Annotated in this window: 25 protein-coding genes; 19 read left to right on the top strand and 6 right to left on the bottom strand. The window is 67.2% G+C overall.

The genetic code is table 11. The features are described 5' to 3' along the window. Window positions 1-42: 42 nt before the first annotated feature. Genes HNP55_RS10690 through HNP55_RS10680 form a run of 3 tightly spaced genes read left to right on the top strand, consistent with a single transcriptional unit; the run spans window position 43 to window position 2,882 of the window. Entirely contained in the window at window positions 43-1,755 is a 1,713-nt protein-coding gene (locus HNP55_RS10690; RefSeq protein WP_184299071.1) for a SulP family inorganic anion transporter, read from the top strand. Window positions 1,756-1,783: 28 nt separating this feature from the next. Next, entirely contained in the window at window positions 1,784-1,987 is a 204-nt protein-coding gene (locus tag HNP55_RS10685) for a DUF3460 family protein (protein ID WP_184299069.1), read from the top strand. A 52-nt stretch (window positions 1,988-2,039) separates the two neighbouring features. After that, the gene (locus tag HNP55_RS10680) at window positions 2,040-2,882 is read left to right on the top strand and encodes a segregation and condensation protein A (protein WP_221439561.1); all 843 of its coding nucleotides are present in this window, start codon (window positions 2,040-2,042) and stop codon (window positions 2,880-2,882) included. A 7-nt stretch (window positions 2,883-2,889) separates the two neighbouring features. Here HNP55_RS10680 and HNP55_RS10675 read toward each other — a convergent pair whose 3' ends face one another. From HNP55_RS10675 to HNP55_RS10665, 3 genes are all read right to left on the bottom strand, one after another. Further along, entirely contained in the window at window positions 2,890-3,642 is a 753-nt protein-coding gene (locus HNP55_RS10675; protein ID WP_184299067.1) for a response regulator, read from the bottom strand. Window positions 3,643-3,747: 105 nt separating this feature from the next. Further along, window positions 3,748-4,200, bottom strand: a complete 453-nt coding sequence (locus HNP55_RS10670; protein WP_184299065.1) for a MaoC family dehydratase — start codon at window positions 4,198-4,200, stop codon at window positions 3,748-3,750. Continuing rightward, the gene (locus HNP55_RS10665; protein ID WP_184299063.1) at window positions 4,193-4,834 is read right to left on the bottom strand and encodes a ParA family protein; all 642 of its coding nucleotides are present in this window, start codon (window positions 4,832-4,834) and stop codon (window positions 4,193-4,195) included. The genes HNP55_RS10670 and HNP55_RS10665 overlap by 8 nt, the downstream gene beginning before the upstream one ends. 110 nt (window positions 4,835-4,944) lie before the next feature. On the opposite strand from HNP55_RS10665, the gene HNP55_RS10660 reads away from it, so the two are divergent. Genes HNP55_RS10660 through HNP55_RS10650 form a run of 3 tightly spaced genes read left to right on the top strand, consistent with a single transcriptional unit; the run spans window position 4,945 to window position 7,855 of the window. Beyond that, a complete protein-coding gene (locus HNP55_RS10660; RefSeq protein ID WP_184299061.1) occupies window positions 4,945-5,589 on the top strand; it encodes an NAD(P)H-dependent oxidoreductase in 645 nt (214 codons plus the stop codon). After that, on the top strand, window positions 5,589-7,418 hold the full coding sequence (kefC, locus tag HNP55_RS10655; RefSeq protein ID WP_184299059.1) for a glutathione-regulated potassium-efflux system protein KefC: 1,830 nt from the start codon (window positions 5,589-5,591) through the stop codon (window positions 7,416-7,418). The genes HNP55_RS10660 and kefC overlap by 1 nt, the downstream gene beginning before the upstream one ends. A gap of 5 nt (window positions 7,419-7,423) precedes the next feature. Next, a complete protein-coding gene (locus HNP55_RS10650; protein ID WP_184299057.1) occupies window positions 7,424-7,855 on the top strand; it encodes a DUF1841 family protein in 432 nt (143 codons plus the stop codon). Window positions 7,856-7,907: 52 nt separating this feature from the next. Here HNP55_RS10650 and HNP55_RS10645 read toward each other — a convergent pair whose 3' ends face one another. From HNP55_RS10645 to flgA, 3 genes are all read right to left on the bottom strand, one after another. After that, window positions 7,908-8,309: a hypothetical protein gene (locus HNP55_RS10645; protein ID WP_184299055.1), complete on the bottom strand. Its 402-nt coding sequence runs from the start codon at window positions 8,307-8,309 to the stop codon at window positions 7,908-7,910. Between the two features lie 97 nt (window positions 8,310-8,406). After that, window positions 8,407-8,748, bottom strand: coding sequence for a flagellar biosynthesis anti-sigma factor FlgM (flgM, locus tag HNP55_RS10640; RefSeq protein WP_246448348.1), 342 nt, complete (start codon window positions 8,746-8,748; stop codon window positions 8,407-8,409). Window positions 8,749-8,913: 165 nt separating this feature from the next. After that, window positions 8,914-9,651, bottom strand: a complete 738-nt coding sequence (gene flgA, locus HNP55_RS10635; protein ID WP_184299053.1) for a flagellar basal body P-ring formation chaperone FlgA — start codon at window positions 9,649-9,651, stop codon at window positions 8,914-8,916. A gap of 191 nt (window positions 9,652-9,842) precedes the next feature. Between flgA and flgB the strand changes: the two genes are divergently transcribed. The 13 genes from flgB (at window position 9,843) to HNP55_RS10570 (ending at window position 25,237) form a co-directional block, all read left to right on the top strand. Continuing rightward, the gene (flgB, locus tag HNP55_RS10630; RefSeq protein WP_184299052.1) at window positions 9,843-10,256 is read left to right on the top strand and encodes a flagellar basal body rod protein FlgB; all 414 of its coding nucleotides are present in this window, start codon (window positions 9,843-9,845) and stop codon (window positions 10,254-10,256) included. Between the two features lie 34 nt (window positions 10,257-10,290). Beyond that, a complete protein-coding gene (gene flgC / locus HNP55_RS10625; protein ID WP_184299050.1) occupies window positions 10,291-10,707 on the top strand; it encodes a flagellar basal body rod protein FlgC in 417 nt (138 codons plus the stop codon). Window positions 10,708-10,737: 30 nt separating this feature from the next. Further along, window positions 10,738-11,394, top strand: coding sequence for a flagellar hook assembly protein FlgD (locus tag HNP55_RS10620; RefSeq protein ID WP_184299048.1), 657 nt, complete (start codon window positions 10,738-10,740; stop codon window positions 11,392-11,394). A gap of 23 nt (window positions 11,395-11,417) precedes the next feature. After that, window positions 11,418-12,728, top strand: a complete 1,311-nt coding sequence (gene flgE / locus HNP55_RS10615) for a flagellar hook protein FlgE (protein ID WP_184299045.1) — start codon at window positions 11,418-11,420, stop codon at window positions 12,726-12,728. Between the two features lie 180 nt (window positions 12,729-12,908). Further along, window positions 12,909-13,634, top strand: coding sequence for a flagellar basal-body rod protein FlgF (flgF, locus tag HNP55_RS10610; protein ID WP_184299043.1), 726 nt, complete (start codon window positions 12,909-12,911; stop codon window positions 13,632-13,634). A gap of 12 nt (window positions 13,635-13,646) precedes the next feature. Then, window positions 13,647-14,429, top strand: coding sequence for a flagellar basal-body rod protein FlgG (flgG, locus tag HNP55_RS10605; protein ID WP_184299041.1), 783 nt, complete (start codon window positions 13,647-13,649; stop codon window positions 14,427-14,429). 8 nt (window positions 14,430-14,437) lie between these two features. Continuing rightward, entirely contained in the window at window positions 14,438-15,112 is a 675-nt protein-coding gene (locus tag HNP55_RS10600) for a flagellar basal body L-ring protein FlgH (RefSeq protein WP_246448347.1), read from the top strand. A gap of 43 nt (window positions 15,113-15,155) precedes the next feature. Next, window positions 15,156-16,280, top strand: a complete 1,125-nt coding sequence (locus tag HNP55_RS10595) for a flagellar basal body P-ring protein FlgI (protein ID WP_184299037.1) — start codon at window positions 15,156-15,158, stop codon at window positions 16,278-16,280. 1 nt (window position 16,281) lies between these two features. Further along, the gene (gene flgJ / locus HNP55_RS10590; protein WP_184299035.1) at window positions 16,282-17,151 is read left to right on the top strand and encodes a flagellar assembly peptidoglycan hydrolase FlgJ; all 870 of its coding nucleotides are present in this window, start codon (window positions 16,282-16,284) and stop codon (window positions 17,149-17,151) included. A 22-nt stretch (window positions 17,152-17,173) separates the two neighbouring features. Further along, window positions 17,174-19,168: a flagellar hook-associated protein FlgK gene (gene flgK / locus HNP55_RS10585; protein ID WP_184299033.1), complete on the top strand. Its 1,995-nt coding sequence runs from the start codon at window positions 17,174-17,176 to the stop codon at window positions 19,166-19,168. 12 nt (window positions 19,169-19,180) lie between these two features. Then, window positions 19,181-20,398, top strand: coding sequence for a flagellar hook-associated protein FlgL (flgL, locus tag HNP55_RS10580; RefSeq protein ID WP_184299031.1), 1,218 nt, complete (start codon window positions 19,181-19,183; stop codon window positions 20,396-20,398). Window positions 20,399-20,417: 19 nt separating this feature from the next. Continuing rightward, entirely contained in the window at window positions 20,418-21,605 is a 1,188-nt protein-coding gene (locus HNP55_RS10575; RefSeq protein ID WP_184299029.1) for an EAL and HDOD domain-containing protein, read from the top strand. 38 nt (window positions 21,606-21,643) lie between these two features. After that, window positions 21,644-25,237 carry a PAS domain S-box protein gene (locus HNP55_RS10570; protein WP_184299027.1) on the top strand — a complete coding sequence of 1,198 codons (3,594 nt, stop codon included), beginning with the start codon at window positions 21,644-21,646 and terminating at the stop codon, window positions 25,235-25,237. Window positions 25,238-25,297: the final 60 nt, after the last annotated feature.

The following is a 25,297-nucleotide window of genomic DNA, read 5'->3' as shown; positions in this document are numbered from 1 at the left end:
CCGTTCCCTTTTGCGCAAGCGCGAGCGCACAATGAAGCGCACATGCTGCCCACTCTCCACCGCTTCCGCCCGCGCTCCCTGGACCTGTTGAAGGACTACTCCCGCGAACGATTCGTGGGGGATTTGGGCGCCGGTTTCACCGTCGGCGTCGTCGCCCTGCCCCTGGCCCTGGCCTTTGCCATCGCCTCCGGGGTCAAGCCCGAGCAAGGCCTGTTCACCGCCATCATCGCGGGCTTTCTGATCTCGGCCCTGGGCGGCTCGAATGTGCAGATCGGCGGCCCGGCCGGCGCCTTCATCGTCATCATCTACGGCATCCTGCAGCGCTACGGCCTGGCCAATCTGCTGATCTCCACCATGCTGGCCGGCGGCCTGCTGTTTGCGATGGGCGCCTTGAAGCTGGGCGCCCTGGTGCGCTATCTGCCGGTCAGCATCGTGATCGGCTTCACCAACGGCATTGCCATCCTGATCGGCCTGTCCCAGCTGAAAGATTTCATGGGCCTCAAGATCGAGCAGATGCCGGCCGACTTCTTCGGCCAGATCGGCGTGCTGAGCAGCCATTGGCGGGATTTCAACCCTTGGTCCATGGCGGTCGGCGCGGGCTGCGTGCTGATCGTGCTGCTCTGGCCCAAGACCTATGCCATGGAGCGCCATGCCCCCAGCCTGGGCGGCAAGGCCAAGCGCTGGATGGCCCAGCTGCCCGGCACCGTCATCGCGCTGGCGGCGGCCACCGCCGCCAGCTATTGGCTGAAGCTGCCGCTGGACACGATAGGCAGCCGCTTCGGCGGCATCCCCCAAAGCCTGCCCAGCTTTGCCTTGCCGGAGCTGAGCTGGGCCTCGGCCCGTCTGCTCTTCATGCCCACGCTGACCATCGCCCTGCTGGGCGCCATCGAGTCCCTGCTCTGCGCCCGCGTGGCCGACAAGCTCACCGACTTCAAGCGCCACGACCCCAACCAGGAGTTGATGGCCCAGGGGCTGGCCAATATCGTGACGCCCTTCTTCGGCGGCATCCCGGCCACCGGCACCATCGCCCGCACCGTCACCAATGTGAAGGCCGGCGGCAGCAGCCCGGTGGCCGGCATGGTGCACGCCGTCTGCCTGCTCATCATCGTGCTGGTGGCCGCACCCCTGGCCTCCAACATCCCGCTGGCCGCGCTGGCCGGGCTCTTGCTGGTGGTGGCCTGGAATATGGGCGAGTGGCATGAGTTCGCCCGGCTGCGCCACTTCAGCCTGCCCTACCGCACCATCTTGCTGGGCACCTTTGTGCTGACCGTGGTGTTCGACCTGACGGTGGCGGTCGAGGTGGGCCTGGTGCTGGCCTGCATCTTCTTCATCTACCGCATGAGCACGCTGTTCAAGGTCCTGCCGCTGGAGCTGCCCTATCTGGCCAACGATGTGGCGCGCCAGACCCGTGTCTACGAGCTGTATGGCTCGCTCTTCTTCGGCGCCGTGGGCAAGGTCGAGGGTCTGGCGGAAAACCTGGACGCCGGCGTGCGCACCGTGGTGCTGGACGCCCAGCGCCTGATCTCCATCGACACCTCCGGCCTGGACGCCTTGCTGCAGCTGCAGCGCAGCCTGGAACGCCAGGGCCAGCAGCTGGTGCTGTGCGGGCTCAACGAGCAACCGGCCAGCCTGGTGCAGCGCGGCGGCCTGGCCCAGGCCCTGGGGCCCAAAGGCATCTACCCTGAGCTGTCGGACTGGTTGCTGAGCCAAATGCAGATCGACCGGCTCAGGGCCGACAAGGCCCCTGTAAAATAGCCGCTTCCCACTCTTGAGCCATACCGCCATGCCATTGTTCTGGAAAGCCTACAAGTCCGAAGCCAGCACCTTCATCGACACGCTGAAGGCCCAGCGCCCGACGCTGGAGCAAGAGCAACTGGCCGGCCGCGCCCTGCTGTGGGACAAGACCGTGGACCGCAGCGCCCAGGCGGACTACCGCAGCGCCCGTGTGGCCCAGCAGCCCTACGTCTACCAGACCCAGTCCAAGTAAGCCGCCGGCTTCACTCGCTGACCCCGCCATCGCCTTGAGCCAGAAGGCCGAACTGAGCCTGCCGCCTCTGGCCGAGGCGGAGCAAGACCTGCCCGGCTTGCCCGCCACGGTGGACTCCGTGGCCGTGGCCCGCCTCTACGGCGAGCCGCTGTTCCAGCTGCCGCTGGACCTCTACATCCCGCCGGATGCGCTGGAGGTGTTTCTGGAGGCCTTCCAGGGGCCGCTGGACCTGCTGCTCTACCTGATCCGGCGCCAGAACTTCAATATCCTGGACATCCCGCTGGCGGACGTCACCCGCCAATACCTCAGCTATGTCGACCAGCTGCGCAAGCACAATCTGGAGCTGGCCAGCGAGTACCTGCTGATGGCGGCCATGCTGATCGAGATCAAGTCCCGCATGCTGCTGCCGCCCAAAAAGACCGAGGACGGCAGCGAGCCCGAAGACCCGCGGGCCGAGCTGGTGCGCCGCCTGCTGGAGTATGAGCAGATCAAGCTGGCCGCGGCCAAGCTGGACGCCTTGCCGGTGATGGGCCGGGACTTTCTGCGTGCCGCCGTCCACATCGAGCAGTCGCTGCAGCCGCGCTTCCCCGATGTGGAGGCGGTCGATCTGCGCGACGCTTGGTTGGACATCCTGCGCCGTGCCAAGCTCACCCAGCATCACCGCATCAGCCGTGAGCAGCTCTCGGTGCGCGAGCATATGAGCATCGTGCTGCGCCGCCTGCAGGGCAAGCGCTTCATCGAGTTCGAGCATTTATTCGATGTCAGCCGCGGCCAGGCCGTCCTGGTGGTGACCTTTATCGCCATGCTGGAGCTGGCCCGCGAACGCCTGCTGGAAATCACCCAGGCCGAGGCCTTTGCGCCCATTTATGTGCGCCTGGCTTATCAACCAAGCTAGAACCGACTCAAGGTTGCCCGTTTCGCCAGGTGGAGAAATGCGCCTCGGGCTGCTTCTGTACCAACTGGCCCACCGCCAACACGGCCTGGGTGCGTGAACCCACGCCCAGGGCCTTGAGCACGGCGGCCACATGGTCCTTGATGGTTTCCACCGACACCCCCAGCTCGCGCGCGATGATTTTGTTGGGCTTGCCTTGCAAGAGCAGGGCCAGCACATCGGTCTGGCGCGGCGTCAGGGACAGACCCTCCAGGCCAGTCGTCGTCTGGTAGTTGGAGGCCAGGGCCTCTTGCTGAATCTGCTGCAGCTTGTTCTGCTGGACGGCGACCGGGCCCTTGGCCGGCGCCGGGCTGGCCGGCGGGGCCTCCTGGCCCAAAGTCATGGGCGGCACATAGATGCCGCCGGCCATCACCAGCTTGAGGGCCTGGGCCAGCAGCTCGGTGCTATTGCGCTTGGGCACAAAACCCATGGCCCCCTGGTCGATGGAGCGGATCACGTCGCTGGCCCGGTCCGAGGCCGAGATCACCACCACGGGCAGGGCCGGATAACTCTCGCGGAACTCGTCCAGCACATCGAAGCCGCTGGCGTCACCCAGCTGCAGATCGAGCAGCACCAGATCGAAATCCTCGCTCTGCTGCAGGGCCAGGCGGGCGGCCGCGGCGCTGTCCACGCCCACCACCGTCACATCCTTGTTGAGGCCCTCGATCACCGTCTTCAAAGCGGACAGGATCAGCGGATGATCATCAATCAACAAGACCTTCATGCCCACCCACCCTCGCTTTGCTTCAAGTTCTTCCTCATAAGGCTGCGGATGATAGGCCAGGGCCAGCGGAAATGGCACACCCACAAAGGGTGATAGCGCCAGTCCCTACTCGTACTGCCGGGTCAGCGATTCGGCGATGCAGACCGGCTTGTCCGAACCCTCACGTTCCACAGACACCTCGATGCCGATCTGGGCACCACCGGCGATGGGCGCCAGGCTCTTGAGCTTGAAGCGGCCGCGCAGCCGGCTGCCCACCGGCACCGGCGCCGGGAAGCGCACCCGGCCGAGGCCGTAGTTGAGGCCCATGCGCACGGTCTTGATGCGAAAGCCGGTCTCGAAAAAAACAGGCAACAGGCTCAGCGTCAGAAAGCCGTGGGCGATGGTGCAGCCGAAGGGCCCGGCCGCGGCACGCGCCGGGTCGGTGTGTATCCACTGCTGATCCTCGGTGGCGTCGGCAAACTTCTGGATGCGGGCTTGGTCCACCAGCACCCACTCGCTGACGCCGATGTCCTGCCCCAGCAGGGTGGCGAGTTCCGCCAGGCTTTCAAACTCACGCATGCCGGCGCTCCAGCCAGGCCACCAGGGGCTGCCACTGCTGCAGATCCCGCTCCACCCGGCCGGGCGCCACATCCCACAGCGTCAGCCCGCGCGCGGCCAGTTGCACATAGTTTTGCGTGTCGCGCAAAAACCCGAGGAAGGGGGCATTCAGCTGCGGCAAAAAGTGCTGCAGCTGATCGACCGAGAGCGTGCCCTCCTTGGCCCGCATGCCCACCAGGGCCAGCTCGGGCCGGTGCTTGGTCTGCTCGGGCTGGCGGAACTGCTCGTGCAGCCGGCCGAGGAAGTCGAAGCTGGCCTGGATGTCGAACAGGCTCGGCTGCAAGGGGATGATGATTTTGTCGGCCAGCTTGTAAAGCGTCTTCAGCTTCTTGCCATCCAGGCCGGCCGGCGTGTCCATCACCACATGGCTGACGCCCTTGGGCGGCTTGACCGTGTCGTGGCCGTCGAAGTCCCAGCCCTGGATCTGCGGCAGATGCGGCGGGCGCAGGGCCAGCCAGCGGCGCGAGGACTGCTGCTTGTCCACATCGCCCAGCATGACCTTGTGGCCCGCCCAAGCCAGCATGCCGGCGATATTGGTGGCCAAGGTACTCTTCCCCACCCCACCCTTGGGGTTCGCAACCAGGATCACGGGCATGTCGACTCCTTGCGTCTGATTCTTGCGCGCAATGGTAGCGTCCCCGCAAGCCGGCATCCCCGGGCAAAGCCGGGGGGCGCGAGCCGGTCTTCCCGGGTTAGGCTTGAAGCATGAGCGAAATTCTGATTCTGCAAGCCCACCCCGATCTGGCCCGCTCACGGGTCACCCGTGCCCTGGCCGAGGCGGTGCGTGCCGCCACCTCCCCGCGCATAGACTTGCGCGACCTCTACCAGCGCTACCCCGACTACGCCCTCGATCTGGAGGCCGAGCAAAGCGCCCTGGCCCAGGCCAGGCTGATCGTGCTGCTACACCCCCTGCACTGGTATGGCATGCCGGCCCTGCTCAAGCTCTGGGTGGATGAGGTGCTGAGCTTTGGCTGGGCCTACGGCCCCGGCGGCCTGGCCTTGGCGGGCAAGGACCTCTGGCTGGCCAGCTCCACCGGCGGCAGCGAGGAGGACTACAGCGCCGCGGGCCGGCACGGCCATGCCGTCGAGACCTTTTTGCTGCCCTATGCCCAGATCGCACGGCTCTGCGGCATGCGCCATCTGCCGCCCCTGCTGCTGCATGCGGCCCACCGGGTATCGGACGCGGCCCTGCACCAGCACGCACTGAGCTTTGTGCAGCGCCTGCTGGCCTACCCCCAGTGGTGCGATTCAACCCAGGCCGAGGCCAGCCAGCCACCCATCGAGCTGCCCGTGGACGCCCGCCCCGCGCCGTCCGCCCCGCCCACCCCCGTCAAGACCCGGAGCAATTGATGGCCCATCAGACCTGGCTGCACCTGCCCCTGGTGTTTCTGGCCGCGGCCGTGCTGGCCGTGCCGCTGGCGCGCTGGCTGCGCCTGGGCTCCATCCTCGGCTATCTGGTGGCCGGGGTCTTGATCGGCCCCGCCGTGCTGGGTCTGGTCAGCTCGCCCGCCACCATTCTGGAGGTGGCCGAGTTCGGCGTGGTGCTGATGATGTTTCTGGTCGGCCTGGAGCTGGAGCCCAAGCGGCTCTGGGCCATGCGGCGGCCGATTTTCGGCTGGGGCTCGCTGCAGCTGCTGGGCTCCACCGCCCTGCTATTCGGCCTGGCCCTGCTGCTGGGCGTGCGCTGGAATCTGGCCCTGGTGGCCAGCCTGGGCCTGGCCATGTCGTCCACGGCCGTGGCCCTGGCGGTGCTGGCCGAACGCAATCTGGGCCGCACCACGGCGGGCGAGAGCATTCTCAGCGTGGCCTTGCTGCAGGACATTGCCGCCATCCCGGTGCTGGCCCTGGTGCCCATCGTGGCGGCCAGCGGGGCCGCGGCCGCGGCCGAAGGTTCGGGCGGCTGGCAGGCGCTGAAGGCCGTCGGCGTGATCCTGGTCATCGTCTTCGGCGGACGCTTGGCTCTGCGCCCGGCCCTGCGCTGGATCGCCCGCAGCCGCACGCCCGAGATCTTCACCGCCGCCGCCCTGCTGCTGGTGCTGGGCACGGCGGCGCTGATGCATGCGGTCGGCCTGTCCATGGCCCTGGGCGCCTTCCTGGCCGGCGTGCTGCTGGCCGAGAGCGAGTACCGGCGCGAGCTGGAGACCGATCTGGAGCCCTTCAAAGGCCTGTTGCTGGGCCTGTTCTTCATCGCCACCGGCATGGGCCTGGACCTCAGCGTGCTGCTGACGCAAGCGCCCCTGGTGTTCGGCCTGCTGGCGGCCTTGCTGCTGTTCAAGAGCCTGCTGCTGAGCCTGATGGCCCGCTGGATGAAGATCCCCCTGCTGGAGCGGCCGGTGTTCGTGATCCTGCTGGCCCAGGGCGGCGAGTTCGGCTTTGTGGTGTTCCAGCTGGCGCAAAGCTCGGGCCTGATCGACGCCGGCCAGAACTCGGCCCTGGTGGCGGCCGTGGCCTTGTCGCTGGCCTGCACGCCGTTGCTGCTGCTCCTGGCCGACCGTGTGCTGCTGCCGCGCCTGAGCCGCCGCGTCCTGCCCGACCCGGCCAGCCAGGAGGCGCCCACGCCGGCCCCCATCATCATTGCGGGCTTTGGCCGCTACGGCCAGATCGTCGGCCGCCTGCTCTATGCCAACGGCTTTGAAGCGACGGTGCTGGACCACGATGCCGAGGTGATCGAGCTGATGCGCCAGTTCGGCTGGCGGGTGTTCTACGGCGACGCCACCCGGCTGGACCTGCTGCGCAGCGCAGGTGCCGAGACCGCCAAGATCCTGGTGCTGGCGGTCGACGATGTGGGCCAGAGCCTGGAAATCGCCGAGCTGGCGCGCAGCCACTTCCCGCAGCTGCAGATCGTGGCGCGGGCGCGCAATGTGCAGCACTTCTACCGTCTGCGCGAACTGGGCGTCACGCTGATCGAACGCGAGACCCTGGACGCCGCCCTGATGAGCGGGCGCAGCGTGCTGGAGCTGCTGGGCCTGCAGGCGCACGCCGCGCGCAAGCTGGCCTGGCGCTTCCGCCAGCTCAACCAGCAGCTGATGGAATCCACCCTGCCCATCGCCCGCGACCGCGCCGCCCTGATCGCCGTGGCCAAACAGGGCCGCGAGCAGCTGGAGGCCTTGTTCGCCAAGGAACGCGCCGAGGCCCGCAGCCAGACGCAGGACTGGCATGGCGAGCAAGGGCGACAATAGCGCCCATGTTTGCCCCCTCTCAACTCGAAGTCCGGCGCTTTTTCTGCGCCACCTACCGCAAATGGCGCGATGGCGCGCCGCTGATCCCCATGGAGCTGATCGCCGCCGACTGGATCCGCGAGCACCCCGAATACCATGCCGAACTGGCCGATGAAGCAGCGGCCCTGGCCGCCGTCTACAGCGTGGAGGAAGGGCGCAGCAACCCCTTTCTGCACCTATCCATGCATCTGACCATCAGCGAGCAGCATTCCATCGACCAGCCCCACGGCATCCGCCAGGCGGTGGACCTGCTGGCCGCCCGCCGCAACTCCCTGCACGAGGCCCACCACGCCGCCATGGACTGCCTGGGCGAGATGATCTGGGCCTCCCAGCGCAGCGGCCTGCCGCCCGACGGCCACGCCTATCTGGACTGCGTGCGCCGCAAAGCCACAAGCTGAATAGCAAAAGGCCGCACACCGGCGGCCTTTTTTCGCTGGGGCTTGCAGCCGTTCAGGCCTGGATGGATCCGCCCAGATTCTTGCGCTCGGTCTTGCCCATGGCGGAGTAGACGGCATTGGCCTCGGCGGGCATCAACACATCGATGGCGCGGTCCAGCGCAGCGGTGGCACGGGCCAGCGACTCGCGCTGGGCGGCGACACGGCCGCCGGCCTGCACCAGGCGGTGGCGCAGATGGGCCGGCACGGCGCCGCTACGGGCGGCTTCGCTGAAGGAATTGATGGCCAGGGCCAGGGCTTGGTGCAGCTTGGCGGCGTTTTGCTCGATCGCCTGGCTGTCGCGGCGCAGCAAGGCCTCGCCCAGCAGGTTCAGGCAGCTTTCCACCTCCAGCAGAGGCTGTTCAAGCTGCTGACTCGCCGCAGCAACGTTCGGTTCGGAGGGAGGCAAAACTTGCATGACTATCCCCGCCATCAGGCGTTGAGAATGCGTGGATCCTGTCCGGCGGGCCCGTCAGGCGGCCCGCCGATTGATCTTTCGGTCAGGACCGCGGGCCTCAGTGAGGCGCCATCCGGCCCATCAATTCCTGTGCGTTGGTGATCAGCTTGTCGGCAATCGCTTCGGCATTGACGGTGAACTTGCCGTCGGTGATGGCCTGAGAAATCCGACTGACCTTGGCCGCATCAAAGCTGCCGTCTTCAGAAACGCCCGACAAAAGCTTGGTCGCCGTGCTGGACAGCTGGATGGTGGCGCTGGCCTGCGGAGCATTTTTGGCTCCACTGGCCGCACCAGCACCCGGGGCCGGGGCACGACCGGCCTGGCCGGCCGCGGATTTCTCCGTGCCAACCGCGGTCGCGGCTATGTCTGGGCTATTACCGATTTTCATGATGTTCTCCATAGGCTTGGGCGGACCCAAACCTCTCTACGTTGTCCGGTGTATCGACGCGGGGCATGAAACCTTGAGGACTTTCGACACAAAACCCGCCAGCACCGGGCATTTCATCACTGGCGGCTCGCTTGTGCAGAGCCGGGCTCCCACAAGACTGAATTTCCCTGTTCATCTTCACAGCAGCACCTCGACCCGCCGTTCGCCAATCGCACGACCGGTCACGACGCGACCATTCTCGAAACGCACCTTGACGTTCTGCCCTTCCAGGCCGGCCGCCAAGGCCTGTCCCTCGCCGGCCACCGAATAACCCGGGCCGGACGCCAGCACGGTGACGCTATCACCGGCCGCAAAAACCTGGCGCAGCTTCAGGCTCGGGCTGCGCACCGCCTCACCCGCCGCCAAGGGCCGGGCCAGGGTTCGGCCCTGCAAGGCCGTGGCATCGCTGAACACCGCACCGGCTTCCGCCGCTATATCTATTTCGGCCATGGACAGCTGTTCCTGAACCAGCACGGCCCCCGCAGGCAGGGGGTCGCTGGCCACGACGGCGCGGGCGAACACCCGGACCCTGACGGGCAAGCTGACATTCCAGCGCGCCCGCCCGTCCATGCAACGCAGGCCGATGCGGGTCTGCCCCCACATCTGCAAGCCGGCCGGCAGATAGGGTTGCACCTGCAGGCAAGGGGCGAGGCGCAGGCGCGGATCGAGCTTGCCGACCTCCACCACCACCCGGGCCTCGGCCGGCATGCCGGCGCGCGCGCCGTTCTGTGCCAGCTGCTGCACCCGCGCGATCAAGTCGGGCGCCAGCCCAGCCACCTCCTGCGCCTGCACCACAGGCAGGGCCAGCAGCAGGCCAAGCCAGGGGGCGGCAAGGCGGGCGCGGCGCAGCAGGGAGGAGGGGCGAATTTGGAACATGGCTGGACTTTAGACCGCCAAACCCTGGGCCTAGCCCCGAAATGCACGCCAAAGCACTTGTTATTCCCGCTAATGTTTTTGAGGCCGGCCAACACAATCCGCTCACATCGTCTATTCACCCGCAGACCGCGAGCACCCCAGCAGGTGCAAGGGATGCGCCGAAAGACGCAGGCATAGAAGAGGTGTGCATCATGCTGAACCGATTGACCGACTCGCTGAACTTCCAGACCCAGGCCCTGGCCTTGCGGTCGGAGCGCCAGCGCATGCTCGCCAGCAATATTGCCAATGCCGACACCCCGGGCTACCAGGCCCGCGATATGGACTTTGCCCGCGCGCTGCGCGAGGCCACCGGCAGCAGCCAGGCAGGCGGCGGCTTGAACACCACCCAGAGCGGTCATATCGCCCCGGCCGCCGGCGCACGCAGCGAAGCCCAGCTGCTGTACTCCACCTCGGCCCAGACCAATCTGGACAGCAACTCGGTGGACATGGATCGCGAACGGGCCAATTTTGCGGACAACTCGGTCAAGTACGAGGCCACGCTGCGCTTCATCAACGGCTCGGTGCGCACCGCGCTGGACGCGATGAAGTCGCACAACGCCGGCTAAGCCCTGAGCCGCCAAACACGCAGGAGCAAGCCTCATGTCCATGTTTCAAATCTTCGGTGTGGCCGGCAGCGCCGTCAGCGCACAAAGCCAGCGCCTCAATGTGGTGGCCAGCAATCTGGCCAATGCCGACACCGTGGCCGGCCCCGATGGCCAGCCTTACAAGGCACGCCAGGTGGTGTTCCAGACCGCCTTGATGGGCGCGGGCAACAACATCGCCTCGGCCGGCGTGCGCGTCAGCACCATCAGCGAGGACCAGACCCCCGGCCGCCGCGTGCTCGACCCCAAGCACCCGCAGGCCGATGCCGAGGGCTATGTCACCTACAGCAATGTCAACACCGTGGAGGAGATGGTCAACATGATCTCCGCCTCGCGGTCCTATCAAAACAATATCGAGGTGATGAGCACGACCAAGAGTCTGCTGCTCAAGACCTTGCAACTGGGTCAATCCTGATCCGGCTGAACCTGCACAGGAGCACGCACCATGGCCGTCAGCACCGTCGCCCCCACCACCGCCGCCAATGGCACGGTCAGCAACCTCACCGGCGGCGCGACCAAGAACGCGGCCGACACACAGGACCGCTTCCTCAAGCTGCTGGTGGCGCAGATGCAGAACCAGGACCCCATGAACCCCATGGACAACGCCCAGGTGACCAGCCAGATGGCGCAGATCCAGACGGTCAGCGGCATCAGCACCCTGGACAGCAGCATCAAATCGCTGAGCAGCCAGTTCAACCAGATGCAGGGCTTGCAAAGCATCTCCCTGGTCGGCCACACCGTCACCACGCCGGGCAATCAGCTGAGCATCAACAACGGCGTCGGCGCCGGCAGCTACAGCCTGGATGCGCCCGCCAGTGCCGTCAAGCTCGAGGTGCTCAATGCCGCCGGCGTCGTGATGGACACGGTGCAGCTGGGCGCACAGGGCGCGGGCCAGCAGAGCTTCAGCTGGCCGGCTGGCAGCGTGTCGGCGAACGAGAAGATGAGCTTCCGCGTCAGCGCCAGCAATGGCAGCAAGGCGGTCACGGCCACCACCTTTGCCCAGGACAAGGTGCTCGCCGTCAACACCAGCGGCACGGGCCTGAAGTTGCAGCTGCAGAACCTGGGCTTGATCGACTACAGCAAGATCACCAGCCTGAACTAAGAACCCACCAGGACTCAAGCATCATGAGCTTTCAACAAGGTCTCTCCGGTCTCAATGCCTCCAGCAAGAACCTGGACGTCATTGGCAACAACATCGCCAACTCCAGCACCTACGGTGCCAAGTCCTCGCGGGCGGAGTTCCAGGACGTGTATGCCGGCGCCTTGAACGGCGCGGGTGCCAACCCCGTGGGCATAGGCACCAGCCTGGCCTCGGTGTCCCAGCAGTTCACCCAGGGCAATATCACCACCACCGAAAGCCCCATGGACCTGGCCATCAACGGCGGCGGCTTCTTCCAGCTCAGCGACGGCGCCAACCCGGTGATGTACAGCCGTAACGGCCAGTTCAAGGTGAACCGGGACGGCTATGTGGTCAATAACAGCCAGCTCAAGCTGATGGGCTACCCGGCCGACGGCTCGGGCATCATCCAGCCCGGTCTGGCCCAGCCGCTCAAGCTGCCCACCTCGGGCATCGCCCCCAAGACCACCACCAAGATCACCACCGAGTTCAATCTGGACTCGCGGGTCAAGGTCACCGCCCCCGCCTCCGGCACCGGCATCGACCTGAAGAGCCCGCTGACCTATAACAACGCCACCTCGCTGACCGCCTACGACGCCAAGGGTCAGGACGTGGCCGTGACGATGTACTTCCAGAAAGGCGCCACCGCCGCCGACGGCAGCACCACCTGGAATATCTACGCCACCGCCAACGGCTCGCCCTTCGCCACCGACTCCAATGGCGCCGCGATCGCGCTGGACGCCGCCGGCAACCCCACCACGCCCTACACCACGGTGACCTTCCCGGCCACCGGCGGCTCGCCCAGCGCCCCCACCACCGTGGTCAATATGGACATCCCTGCCGGCAAGAATGCCAAGGGCGCCGACACCCTGGCCATCACCGGCATCAAGTTCGACATGCTGGGCGCTACCGAGAACGGCTCCGGCTTTGCCGTCACCAACCTGACCCAGGACGGCTACGCGCCGGGCCAGCTCTCCGGCATCCTGATCGACAACAGCGGCATCGTGATGGCGCGTTACTCCAACGGCCAGTCCAAGCCCGCCGGCCAGGTCGAGCTGGCCACCTTCCGCAACCCGCAAGGCCTGCAGCCCCTGGGCGGCAATGTCTGGGCCCGCACCTTCCCCTCGGGCGAACCGGTGGTGGGCGTGGCCGGCGAGGGCAATATGGGCAAGCTGCAGTCCGGCGCGCTGGAGGAATCCAATGTCGACCTGACCGCCGAGCTGGTCAATATGGTGACGGCCCAGCGCGCCTACCAGGCCAGCGCCCAGACCATCAAGACGCAGGACCAGGTCTTGCAGACCATCGTCAATCTCCGTTGATCATGAAGCCCCTCGTCCAAGGAGTACCTTGGCCGGTCCCCCGAGGGGACGGCGATGCCTGCCGGCGCGACCGGCAAGCACATCGCCAACGCGGGCCGGCTTGGGAGCGGCCCGGCGCTCGGCCCGAATACACCACGCGTCGCCACAGAACGCTGAAATCTTGAACAAGCAGGAGCCGCCATGGACCGCATGATCTACCTCTCGATGGCCGGGGCCAAGGCCTCGATGCAGCGGCAGGACGTGCTGGCCAACAATCTGGCCAATGTCTCGACCAATGGCTTCCGCGCCGAGTTGCAGGCCTTCCGCGCCGTGCCCGTGCAGGGCAGCGGCGCCAGCACCCGCGCCTACGCGCTCGAGACGACCACCGGCTACAACCCCGATGGCGGCGCCATCCAGGCCACCGGCCGCAATCTCGACGTGGCCATGAAGGGCAATGCCTGGCTGGCCGTGCAAGGCCTGGACGGCACCGAGGCCTATACCCGCGCCGGCGCCTTGGACGTCAGCTCCGAAGGCCTGCTGGTGCTGCGCAACGGCCTGCAGGTGCTGGGCGATGGCGGCCCCATCAATGTGCCGCCGAATGCCGAGCTGAGCATCGCCGGCGACGGCACCGTCACGGCCACACCGGCCAATGGCAAGCCCACGGCCGTGGGCCGGCTTAAGCTGGTCACGCCCGAGGTGCCGCTAACGCGCGGCACCGACGGCCTCTTCCGCGCCGCCGACGGCGACCTGCCCGCCGAGGCCAGCGCCCGCCTGCAGGACGGCGCGCTGGAAGGCTCCAACGTCAGCCCGGTCGAGACCATGGTCAGCATGATTGCCGCGGCCCGCCAATTCGAACAGCAGATGAAGCTCTTGCAGATCGCCCAGACCCAGGGCCAGCAATCGGCCAAGCTGCTCGGCACTACCTAAAGGACAACAGCCATGATCCGCTCACTCTGGATTGCCAAGACCGGCATGGAGGCCCAGCAGACCCAGCTGGACACCATCTCCAACAACCTCGCCAACGTCGGCACCAATGGCTTCAAGCGCTCGCATGCGGTGTTCGAGGATCTGATCTACCAGAACCTGCGGCAGAGCGGCGCCAACAGCACCGAGCAGACCCAGCTGCCCACCGGCCTGCAGCTGGGCCTGGGCGTGCGGCCCGTGGCCACCTCGCGCATCTACAGCCAGGGCAATCTGCAGCAGACCACCAACAACCTCGACCTCGCCATCAAGGGCAATGGCTTCTTCCAGGTGCAGATGCCCGATGGCACGACGGCCTATACCCGCGACGGCTCCTTCCAGCTCGATGCCAACGGCCAGATGGTCACCAGCAATGGCTACACCTTGCTGCCCGGCATCACCGTGCCCGCCAATGCGCTGAGCGTCACGGTGGGCAATGACGGCACGGTCAGCATCACCGTGCCCGGCCAAACGGCGCCCCAGACCCTGGGTCAGATCCAGCTGGCCAACTTCGTCAATCCGGCCGGCCTGGACCCCAAGGGCCAGAACCTGTTTGCCGAGACGGCCTCCTCCGGCACCCCCAATGCCGGCGCCCCCAATGCCAACGGCCTGGGCGCCCTGCAGCAAGGCTATGTGGAAACCTCCAACGTCAATGTGGTGGAGGAGCTGGTCGCCATGATCCAGACCCAGCGCGCCTACGAGCTCAACTCCAAGGCCGTGCAGACCTCCGACCAGATGCTGCAAAAGCTCGCCCAGATATGAGTCCCACCATGCAACAACTCAAGCCACTGCTGCTGGGCCTGCTGCTGCCCCTGGCGGGCTGCGGCACGCTCTACCCCGAACAGCATGTGGAGCTGCAGCACACGCCGGTGGTCAATCTGCCGCCCCTGCCGACCCAGGCGCCGACCAACGGCGCCATCTACCAGGCGGCCAGCTACCGGCCGCTGTTCGAAGACCACCGCGCCCGCCTGGTGGGCGACACCCTGACGATTCAAATCGTCGAGAAGGTCTCGGCCAGCCAATCCTCCACCAGCAGCATCAACAAGAGCGGCTCGATGACGGGCAGCGTCAGCGCCATCCCCTTCGTCAGCCCCGGCGCCTTCGGGCGGGCCGGTGCCGACGCCAGCTCGGCCACCAAATCGGCCGGCAAGGGTGCCAACGAAAACACCAACGACTTCTCCGGCAGCATCACCGCCGTGGTCACGGCCGTGCTGCCCAACGGCCATCTGATGATCTCGGGCGAGAAGCAGATCGGCGTCAACCACAACGTCGATGTCCTGCGCTTCTCGGGCCAGGTGGACCCGCGCGCCATCGCACAAGGCAATACCGTGCCCTCGGCCCTGGTGGCCAATGTGCGCATCGAGCAGCGCGGCCGCGGCCCGACCGCCGATGCCCACGGAATAGGCTGGTTGTCGCGCTTCTTTTTGAACCTTTCGCCGACTTAAGTTTGCCCAGAATCGGTCGTGAGAACCTCTCTTCACGACCATCATGCAAAGCCGCTCGAAAACCCAAGCCCTCCGCAGCCTCCTGCTGCTGTGCAGCCTGTTCCTGGGCCTCGGCGGCCAAGCCCTTGCCGCCCGTATCAAGGAAGTGGCCGCCGTGCAAGGCGTGCGCAGCAACTCCTTGAGCGGCTACGGCCTGGTCGTGGGCCTGGACGGCACCGGCGACCAGACCACCCAAGCCCCCTACACCGGTCAGAGCCTGACCGCCATGCTGCAGCAGTTCGGCGTCATCCTGCCGCCCGGCGTGACCATGCAGCCGCGCAATATCGCCGCCGTGATGGTGACGGCCTCCCTGCCCCCCTTCGCCCAGCCCGGCCAGCCGCTGGACATCAATGTCTCCTCGGTCGGCAATGCCAAAAGCCTGCGCGGCGGCACCCTGATCGCCACGCCGCTGCGCGGCGCCGATGGCCAGGTCTACGCCATGGCCCAGGGCAATCTGATCGTCGGCGGTGCCGGCGCCGCCGCCGGTGGCGCCAAGGTGCAGATCAACCATCTCTCGGCCGGCCGCATCCCCGGCGGCGCCACGGTGGAGCGCTCGGTGCCCACACCGCTGCAGAACAGCGAGTTCGTGCAGCTGGACCTGAATGCCAGCGACTACAACACCGCCCGCGCCGTCGCCAATGCCATCAACAAGGCCAAGGGCGCCGGCCTGGCCCAGGCGGTGGACGGCCGGGTCGTGCGCGTGCGCGCCCCCAGCAACCCGGACGAGCGCGTCGGCTTCCTGGCCGACCTGGAAAACCTCACGCTGGAGCTGGGCACACCGGCCGCCCGCATCGTCATCAACGCCCGCACCGGCTCGGTGGTGATGAACCAGTCGGTTACTTTGGCGGCTTGCGCGGTCGCGCATGGCAATCTGTCCGTCACCATCAGCTCCACGCCCCAGGTCAGCCAGCCCAATGCCTTGTCCGGCGGCCAGACCACGGTGACCGAAAAAACCGATATCACCATCAAGCAAGACCCCGGCTCGCTGATCCAGCTGGCCGCCGGTGCCCGCCTGGCCGATGTGGTGAAGGCGCTCAACTCCCTGGGTGCCACGCCGCAAGACCTGCTGGCGATTCTGCAAGCGATGAAGAGCGCCGGCGCCCTCAACGCCGAGCTGGAGGTGATTTGACATGAGCTTCTCTCCCCTCACCCTGGGCAAGCCCGGCGCCGCGAATACCGGCAACGACAGCCGATCCATCGAGGCCTTGCGCGCCGCCGCCGCACGCGACCCCAAGGCCAGCATCCGCGAGACGGCCAAGCAGTTCGAGTCCCTCTTCATGCAGGAGGTGATGAAGAGCATGCGCGCCTCCACCATGGCCTCAGGCATGCTGGACAACCCCGGCTCGCAACTGGGCACCGAGATGCTGGACAGCCAATTCGCCGGCAAGATGACCGGCCTGCCCGGCGGCCTGTCGGACGCCATCCAGCGCCAGCTGCAGCGCCAGATGGGGATGACGGACAAGGCCGAGGCCGCCAAGACCTTGCAGCCCCTGCCGGCCCTGGCCAAAAAAGGCATCGCGCCGCATGTGCAGAGTTTTATCCAGACCCACGATGGCGCGGCCAAGGCCGCCGAGGCCGCCACCGGCATCCCCGCCAGCTTCATGCTGGCCCAGGCCGCGCATGAATCGGGCTGGGGCCGGCGCGAGATCACGGCCAAGGACGGCACGCCCTCGCACAATGTCTTCGGCATCAAGGCCACGCCGGGCTGGACCGGCAAGGTCGCCGAGGTGCAGACCACCGAATACATCGACGGCAAGGCGACCAAGGTCATGGCCAAGTTCCGCGCCTACGACAACTATCAGGACGCTTTCAAGGACTATGCCAAGCTGATCGGCAGCAACGAGCGCTACCGCAATGTGGTGGCCCAGGCCCAGGGCGGCAGCGCCGAAGGCTTTGCCCGCGGCCTGCAAAAAGCCGGCTATGCCACCGACCCCGGCTATGCCGACAAGCTGGCCCGGGTCATCAACACCACGGTGCGCGTGCAGCGCGCTCTGGCTTGACTGAACACTGCAAGGAGCTCGCATGGGCGCATTGCTATCCATAGGCATCAGGGCGATGTTTGCCAACCAGGCGGCCTTGCAGACCGTGGGCCAGAACATCGCCAATGCCAACACCCCCGGCTACTCGCGCCAGTCCGTGGTGCTGACCACGCCCGACGGGCAGTACACCGGCGCGGGCTATTTCGGCAAGGGCGTGGCGGTGCAGACCGTGGAGCGTTCCTACAACGCCTTCCTGAGCAAGAACGCCGCCACCACCCAGGCCACGGCCTATATGGATTCGACCCGCGCCAGCTCTCTGCACCAGCTGGAAAAACTCTTCCCGCCCGGCGAGCAAGGCATAGGCAATGCCGCGGGTCAATTCCTCAACGCCATGGTCGATGTGGCCAGCCGGCCCGGCGACCCCTCGGCCCGCCAGGTGGTGCTGGGGCGCGCGGGTGAATTGGCCGCGCGCTTTGCCAGCGCGGGCCAGCAGCTGGTGGATATGCAGGCCGGCGTGGTCAGCGATCTGCGCGCCAATGTCGATGTGGTCAATCAGCTGACCCAGCAGATCGCCGCGGCTAACGACCAGGTCGCGCGGGCCAACGGCTCCGGTCACACGCCCAATGATTTGCTGGACAAGCGCGACGAGCTGATCGCCCGCCTGAGCCAGTACATCCAGGTCACCACCTTGCCCGCCAGCGACGGCACGGTGGGCGTCTTCATCGGCGGCGGCCAGCGCCTGGTGCTGGGCAGCAATGCCCAGGCCCTGTCGGTCACGCCCGACCCCTATGACAGCAACCGCGCCCAGGTCAGCATCAGCGAGTCCAACGGCAACCGCCCGCTGGACACCAGCATCCTGACCGGCGGCTCCATCACCGCCCTGCTGCAATACCAGAACATCGACCTGCAGGATGCCAAGAACCTGCTGGGCCAGATGGCCGCGGCCTTCTCGGCCCGCGTCAATGACCAGCAAGCCCTGGGCCTGGACCTCTCCAACCCGCCCGGCAAGGGCCCGCCCATCTTCGCCGTCGGCACGCCGCGCAGCCTGCCGGCGGCCACCAATCTGCGCAATCCCGACGGCAGCTTTGCCGTCAATGTGGGCGTCACCATCAACAACCCCAAGCAGTTGCAGGCCAGCTCCTACAAGCTGCAGGCCGACCCCGCCAACCCCGGCTCCTACCAGATCACCCGCCTCAGCGACGGCCTGGTGCGCACCGTGGCCGAGGGCGACAGCGTCGACGGCTTCAAATTCAGCCTGGGCGGCGCCACGCCGGCGCCGGGCGACTCCTTCCTGCTGGAGCCGGTCAGCCAGGCCGCCACCAATATGAAGCGTTCGCTGGACCAGGCCACCGGCATCGCCGCGGCCTCGCCGCTGACGGCTAAAACCGAGGCCAGCAACAAGGGCACGATGACGGTGGACTCCATGTATGCCGTGAACAGCAATGTGGACCCCAGCCGGGCCCCCATCAAGATCGCCTTTGGCGACGCCGACCCGGCCGACGCCAGCAAAGTGCTCTACACCCTGACCCTGGCCGACGGCACCATCTACAACGGCTCCTGGAAGGCCGGCCAGCCCATAGGCAATACACCCAATGCCAGCCCGCCCATAGACCTGGGCTTCGAGCTCAAGCTCAACGGCCTGCCGCGCAAGGACGACCAGATCACCGTCGAGGCCACCAAGTTCACCAGCGCCAACAACGGCAATGCCAAGGCTTTTCTGAACATCCAGACCGAGACCTTTGTGGGCCAGCGCCTGCAGGCCGACGGCAGCCTGACACAGGGCGCCACCATCAACGACGCCTATGCCTCGGCCATGAGCGATATCGGCTCGCGGGTGCAGGGGGCGACCTATCTGTCCAGCGTCTCCACCAGCGTGGCGGCCAATGCCGAGGCCGCGCGCAGCGGCCAGGCCGGCGTCAATCTGGACGAGGAAGCCTCGCGCCTGATGCAGTACCAGCAGGGCTACCAAGCGGCCGCCAAGGTCTTGCAAGCCGCCCAATCCATCTTCGACGAGCTGCTCAAGCTCGCCGCGCGATAAGGAGTCGCCACCATGCGCCTGTCCACCGCCAACACCTTCAATGCCTCCATCGCCAATCTGCAGCAGCGCCAGCAAAAGCTGCAGGAGACCCAGCAGCAGCTCACCTCGGGCAAGAAGATCGCGGCCGCCAGCGACGACCCCACGGGCGCGGCGCGGGCGGAACGCGCCCTGGTCTCCATCGGCCGGGTAGACGCCAACCAGCGTGCCCTGGAAGCCAGCCGCAACAGCATGACGCTGAGCGAATCGGCCCTGGGCGATGCCAACGAGCTGCTGCAGCAGATGCGCGAGGCCATGGTCGCGGCCGGTAACGCCAGCTATAGCGATGCCGAGCGCGCCGGCATCGCCAACAAGATCGCCGGCCTGCGCGACCAGCTGCTGTCCATCGCCAACCGACCCGATGGCTCGGGCGGTTATCTATTCGCCGGCCAGGGCTCGGCCAACCCGCCTTTTCTCGATCAGAACGGCGGCGTGGCCTTCACCGGCGTGGCCGGCAATATCCAGACCGGCAATATGGACAACTTCCCGCTCTCCATCAACGGCGAGCAGGCCTGGATGCAAGCCCCCACCGGCAACGGCACCTTCGAGACGATCGCACTGAAGAATGCACTCAACCCCCTGGCCTCGGCCAAGGGCTGGATCGACGCCGGCCGCGTCTCCGACCCCAGCGCCCTGACCGGCCACAACTACTACATCGGCGTCAACGGCACGGCACCCACACAGACCTATAGCGTCTACGACAGCGATCTGGGCGGTGCCGTGGTCAAGACCGACACCTTCACGCCCGGCAAGGCCATCAGCTTCGACGGCATCAGCACCACCATCTCCGGCGCCCCGGTGGACGGCGATCAGTTCCAGATCAAGCCCTCCACCAATAGCTTGAAGGTGTTCGACGTGATCGACCGCACCGTCGCCGAGCTGCGCACGCCCTTGCGCGGGCAGGCGGAAATCTCGCAGAGCAATTCGGGTCGCATCCGCGACCTCGATGCGGTGATGACTAACTTGCAAAATGTGCGCAGCCAGGTGGGCGAACGCATGAATAATCTGGACGGCACCGAGTCCCGCATGGCGGCGCTGAAGCTGTACAGCAAGTCCGAGCAATCGGCCGCCGAGGACCTGGACATGACCCAGGGCATCTCCGAATTCCAGAACCAGCAGACAGGCTATGACACGGCGCTGAAAACCTATGCCATGGTGCAGCGCATGACCTTGTTCCAATACATCAACGTTTGATTTTTCCCCAAACCGGCCCATGAATTACTCTGTTTTGGGCGCAGTCGCGCTCGGCTTCGCCCCCTTGATCGACCGCCAGCGCATGGTGGTGGCGACCCAGCTGACCCTGATGCCGCTGCGCCCCGACGCCCGCCTGGACAGCGCCGAGGTGCTGGCCGCCGTGGCCGAAGTCTGGCCCGCCGGCGGCGGCCAACTCATCCTCAATGTGCTCAACGAAGCCCTGCTGCAAGAGCTGCTGCAGGCACCGCTGCCGGCCCATATCTGGCTGGAAGTGCCCAGCTTCATGAGCAGCGATCCGGCCCTGGCCGAGCCGCTGGCGGCGCTGAAGAAGGCGGGCAGCCACCTGCTGCTCAAGGGCCTGCCCTCGCAAGCCCTGACGCCAGAGCTGAACGCCTGCTTCAAGAACGCCTTGCTGGACCTGGACGAGCAGGGCCGCGGCGCCGCCACCCACAGCCTGCCCAAGCTGCCCCTGCTGCTCAGCGGTGTGCGCAGCGCCGCGGACATAGACGCCGCCTTCCAGCGCAATGCCGAGGGCGTCATCGGCTGGCCCATGCAGGGGGCCTTCGAGCCCCTGCCCGGCGCGGCCAAGAACGAGATCCAGGCCGATCTGCAAGTCATCGTCGAGCTGATGTCGCGCGTCGACCAGAACGAGGACATCGAGCGCCTGGAGCAAACCCTCAAGCGCGACCCCAGCCTGGCCTTCAAGCTGCTGCGCTACCTGAACTCCGCCGCCTTTGGCCTGGCCGTGGAGGTGTCCTCCTTCCGCCACGCCATCATGCTCTTGGGCTACCCGCGCCTGAAGCGCTGGCTGGCCCTCTTGCTGACGACGGCCAGCAAGGACCACAGCATGCGGCCCATCATGTTCGCCGCCCTGCGCCGCGGCCTCTTGATGGAGGAGCTGGCCAAGAGCATGAGCGACAGCGAGCTGCGCGACGAGATGTTCATCTGCGGCCTGTTCTCCCTGCTCGACCATATGCTCAAGCAGCCCTTCACCAAGCTGCTGCAGTCCATCCCCATGCCGGAGCGGGTGCGCCAGGCCCTGGTGGACGAGAGCGGCCCCTACCAGCCCTATCTGGAGCTGGTGCGGGCCATCGAGCAGGCCTCGGTCTATGACTACCGTGCCGCCGCCGAAGGCCTGATGCTGGACGCCGGAGAAATCAACCAATGCGTCTTGCGGGCCCTGTCCAAGGCCGCCCAGCTCGAGTGAAGCCAAGCATGCTGCCGGGCGCCGTAAACTCGGGCGCAATGCCCAATACATTGTCCCCGCTCTCGCAGCTCTCACTCTTGCCCCAGGACCTGGCCGCCTTGCGCGGCCTTTTGCTCTTGATCAGCGACCCGGTCCTGCTGCTGGGCGAAAACCTGGAGCTGCTGGAGGCCAATCCGGCCGCCCAACAGCTGCTGGACCCAGGCCCGGGCCAGCAGGCCAGGCCGCTGCACGCCCTGCAAACCAGCCATGGCGGCCGCCTGGGCGATTGGCTGCGCCTGGCCAGCCGGGCCTTGCTGGACGGCCGCCGCGGCCCGCCCGCCCCCGGCCTCAAGCTGGACAACGGCCAGCGCGCCAGCCTCTCCCTGGTGGCCCTGGACCCACAGGAAGACAACCCCGCCCGCTGGCTGCTGCACGCACGCAGCGAAGAAAAAGCCAAGCCCCGAAGCAGCCTGCCCAAGACACCGCTGAGCGCCAAAGCGGCCGCGGCGGCCGGCCCGGCAGCGGACGGCCCGGACAGCCTGGCCGCCCAGGCCGAACCCCTGCCCGCGCCCAGCGAGGCCGCGGCCAAGCCGGCCGCGGACGGCGGCCCGCTGCCGCCGCAAGACCCTGACCTGGCCGAGCAACTGGCCCAACAGCGGGCACGCGAACAAATCCTGCGCGAGCAGGCCGAGCGCACCCAGAGCGAGCTGGCCAGTTGGTTGACCCTGAGCCCGCTGCCCATGGTCTTGTTCGACGAAAACGGCCTGCTGCTCAAGAGCAATGCCGCCTTCGCCGCCCTCTGCCTGCAAATGCCGGTCACCCTGCAGCAAGCCGACGAGGCCTTGCAGCAGTTGCTGGCCTGGGAGCAGAAAAAACCCTCGGCCGCCTTGACCAGCGCCAGCGACTGCCTGCTCACCCAGGCCAGCCTGATCGACCCCGGTGGCCGCACCCGCTGGCTGGCCGGCCGGGTGCAGGCGCTGGACGGCACGACCGCCAAGCGCAGCCTGCCGCGCCGTTTCATGGCCATTCTGGAAGACCGCAGCGCCGACCAGGAGCGCGACCTCGCCTACCAGCAGCTGGACGCCTTGATGGACACGGCCGGTGTCGGCCTGGCCACCTTCGCCCAGGACGCCGGCTGGCTGCGCCCGCGCAGCTCGCGCAAAAGCAGTGGCGAGGCCAGGCGCAACAGCCTGGCCGGCCTGCAGGGCGTGGGCCGCGACATCGTCGAACCCGCCTCCCTGCCCGAATTCGAACGCCTGCAAAAGGCGCTGAAAAAGGGCGACCGGGTCGAGGTCCGCTACGCCGTGCGCCACCCCGAGCTGGGCCGGCGCTGGCTCTTGACCCGGGTCGAGCCCGGCCAGCTGGCCTCGGGCCAGCGCACCACCTCGGTCGTCACGCTGGACGTGACCGCCCAGGCCCAGGCCGAGAACCGCAGCGAACAGCTCTTGCACGAGCTGCGCACCATCATGGACGGCGCCGGCCTGGGCCTGGCCTATTTCCGCGGCGACAAGCTGCAGCGCTGCAACAAGGGTTTTGAGCAGATGCTGGGCCTGGACGAAGCCATGCCCGCGGGCGCCACCGTGGCCCAGCTGTTTGCCGCCCTGCCCGAGCTGTCGGACAAGATCCAGGCCGTGCTCGGCGAGCTGGACGAGCTGGACGGCAAGCAGGGCTTCGAGGCCGAATTCCTGCAGGTGGGCAGCGAGGCCGCGCAGGCGCGCTGGCTGTCGCTGAGCCTGCGCCGGGTGTCCCCGTCGGACAAGGACTTCGAGGTGGGCCCACGCCCGCAGCTGTACGAAACCATTGCCGTCATCAGCGATATCAGCCGGCTCAAGGCCCAGCAGGCCGAGCTGGAGGCCCTGGTGCAGGACCGCGAACTGATGTTCAGCCTCTCCGACGTGGGCATCGCCATCCTGCGCAATGGCCGCATCGCGCGCGCCAATGACGCCCTGGCTGCACTGACCGGCTACCGCATCCACGAGCTCAGCGGCCTCAACCATCGCGAGCTGTTCGAGGACCCGCTGGACTTCGAGCACCACAGCGCCCTGGTGCAGGAAGACCTGCAGCGCCAAGGCCTGTGGCGCGGCGAGCGCCGGGTGCGCTTGCGCGACGGTTCGGCCCTGTGGATGCAGGTCAGCAAGCGGGTGATGCGGCCCGGCGCACCCGACGAGGGCTTGATCGCCACCTATGTCAATGTGGACGACCGCTGGCGCGCCCAGCAGTCGCTGATGCTGCAGACCGAGCGCGAGCGCGCCGTGCTGGACTCGGTGCTGGTGGGCATCGTCACCGTCGGCCGCGGCGGCATCGAGTGGATGAACCGCTCGGCCCGCCGCATGTTCGGCGGCGACCTGAGCGAGTTCGCCGGCCTGTCCATGAGCATGGTGGCAACCCCTGACCCCGAGCACCCCTTCCGCCACACCCACTATCTGGACGAGCTGACCGAGGGCGAGACCGAGGCCTTCGAGTGCCGGCTCAAGGCCCGCGATGGCCGCGAGTTCTGGGTGGTCGGCAATGCGGTGGTGACCGGCTCACGCCATAGCGGCCGCCAGCTGACCTATGCCTTGCTGGACATCGACCGCCGCCGCCAGGCCGAGGCGCAGACCCAGCAGGCCCAGGCCTCGCTGTCGCGCATCATCGAGGCCGCGCCCCTGGCCATCAGCTTGCATGACGCCAAGACTCTGCGGGTAGAACAGATCAACCAGGCCGCCGCCGAGATTGCCGGCCGCAGCGAGCATTCCCTGCTGGGCGCCAGCCCCGAGGACTTGTTCGGCCGCGAGCAAGGCGAAGTGATTCGGCGCGATATGCTGGAGGCCCTGGCCGCCGGCGCCGTCACCCAGCGCGAGTACCGCCTGGGCGAGGGCGAGCAGATGCGGGTCTGGGATGCGCGCTTCCTGCATCTGGCCGGCACCGGTGACGGGGCCGACGCCAGCACCGACGGCTCACCCGAACAACTGCTGCTGGTGGCCAGCGATGTGACCGAGCACCGTGCCGCTGAAGAAGCGCGTTTGCACGCCGCCATCTCGCAGCGCGAGCTGCTGGTGCGCGAGGTGCACCACCGCATCAAGAACAATCTGCAGGGCGTGGCCGGCCTGCTGCAGCAGATCGCCGCGCGCCGCCCCGAGGTGGCCAGCGTGATCAGCGAGGCCATCGGCCAGGTGCATGCCATCGCCCAGGTCTACGGCCTGCAGGTGGGCAGCTCGGGGCCGCTGATGGTGCGCCGGGTGATGGAGGCCATCATCGGCTCGGTGCAGCGCATGTCGGGCCGCAATATCTCCACCCAGGTGCTGGGCGAGACGGCCGAGCAGTCCTATGCCTGGGCCCTGCCCGAGGCGGAGTCCATCCCCATCGCGCTGACGCTCAACGAGTTGCTGACCAATGCCATCAAGCACAGCCCGAACAGCGATGTGCACTGCTCGCTGATCTGCGGCGTGGACCGGGTGGCGGTGGAGATCGTCAACCCCGGCCGCCTGCCGCCCGAGTTCAATCTGGCCCAGGTGCCGGGCGGCGTCTCGGGCCTGGGCCTGGTGCGCGCCCTGCTGCCGCGGCGCAGCGCCATCCTCAGCCTGAGCCAGCGCTTGGATGACGTGGTCTGCCGAGTCGAGCTGCTGCCGCCCAGCGTCAGCCTCGGTGAAGCCCCCCAGGCGGGGGGACCCTGACATCCCCCCGGTGAGGATTGGGCGACAATGCCGCGGACCAAAGCGCTACAGGGGAGATTG

It is taken from the genome of Roseateles oligotrophus (genome assembly GCF_014204525.1).
GTDB classification, from domain to species: Bacteria; Pseudomonadota; Gammaproteobacteria; order Burkholderiales; family Burkholderiaceae_C; genus Paucibacter_A; species Paucibacter_A oligotrophus_A.
The sequence above is the reverse complement of the archived record's forward strand: the minus strand, read 5'-3'. Positions and strand labels throughout refer to the sequence as shown.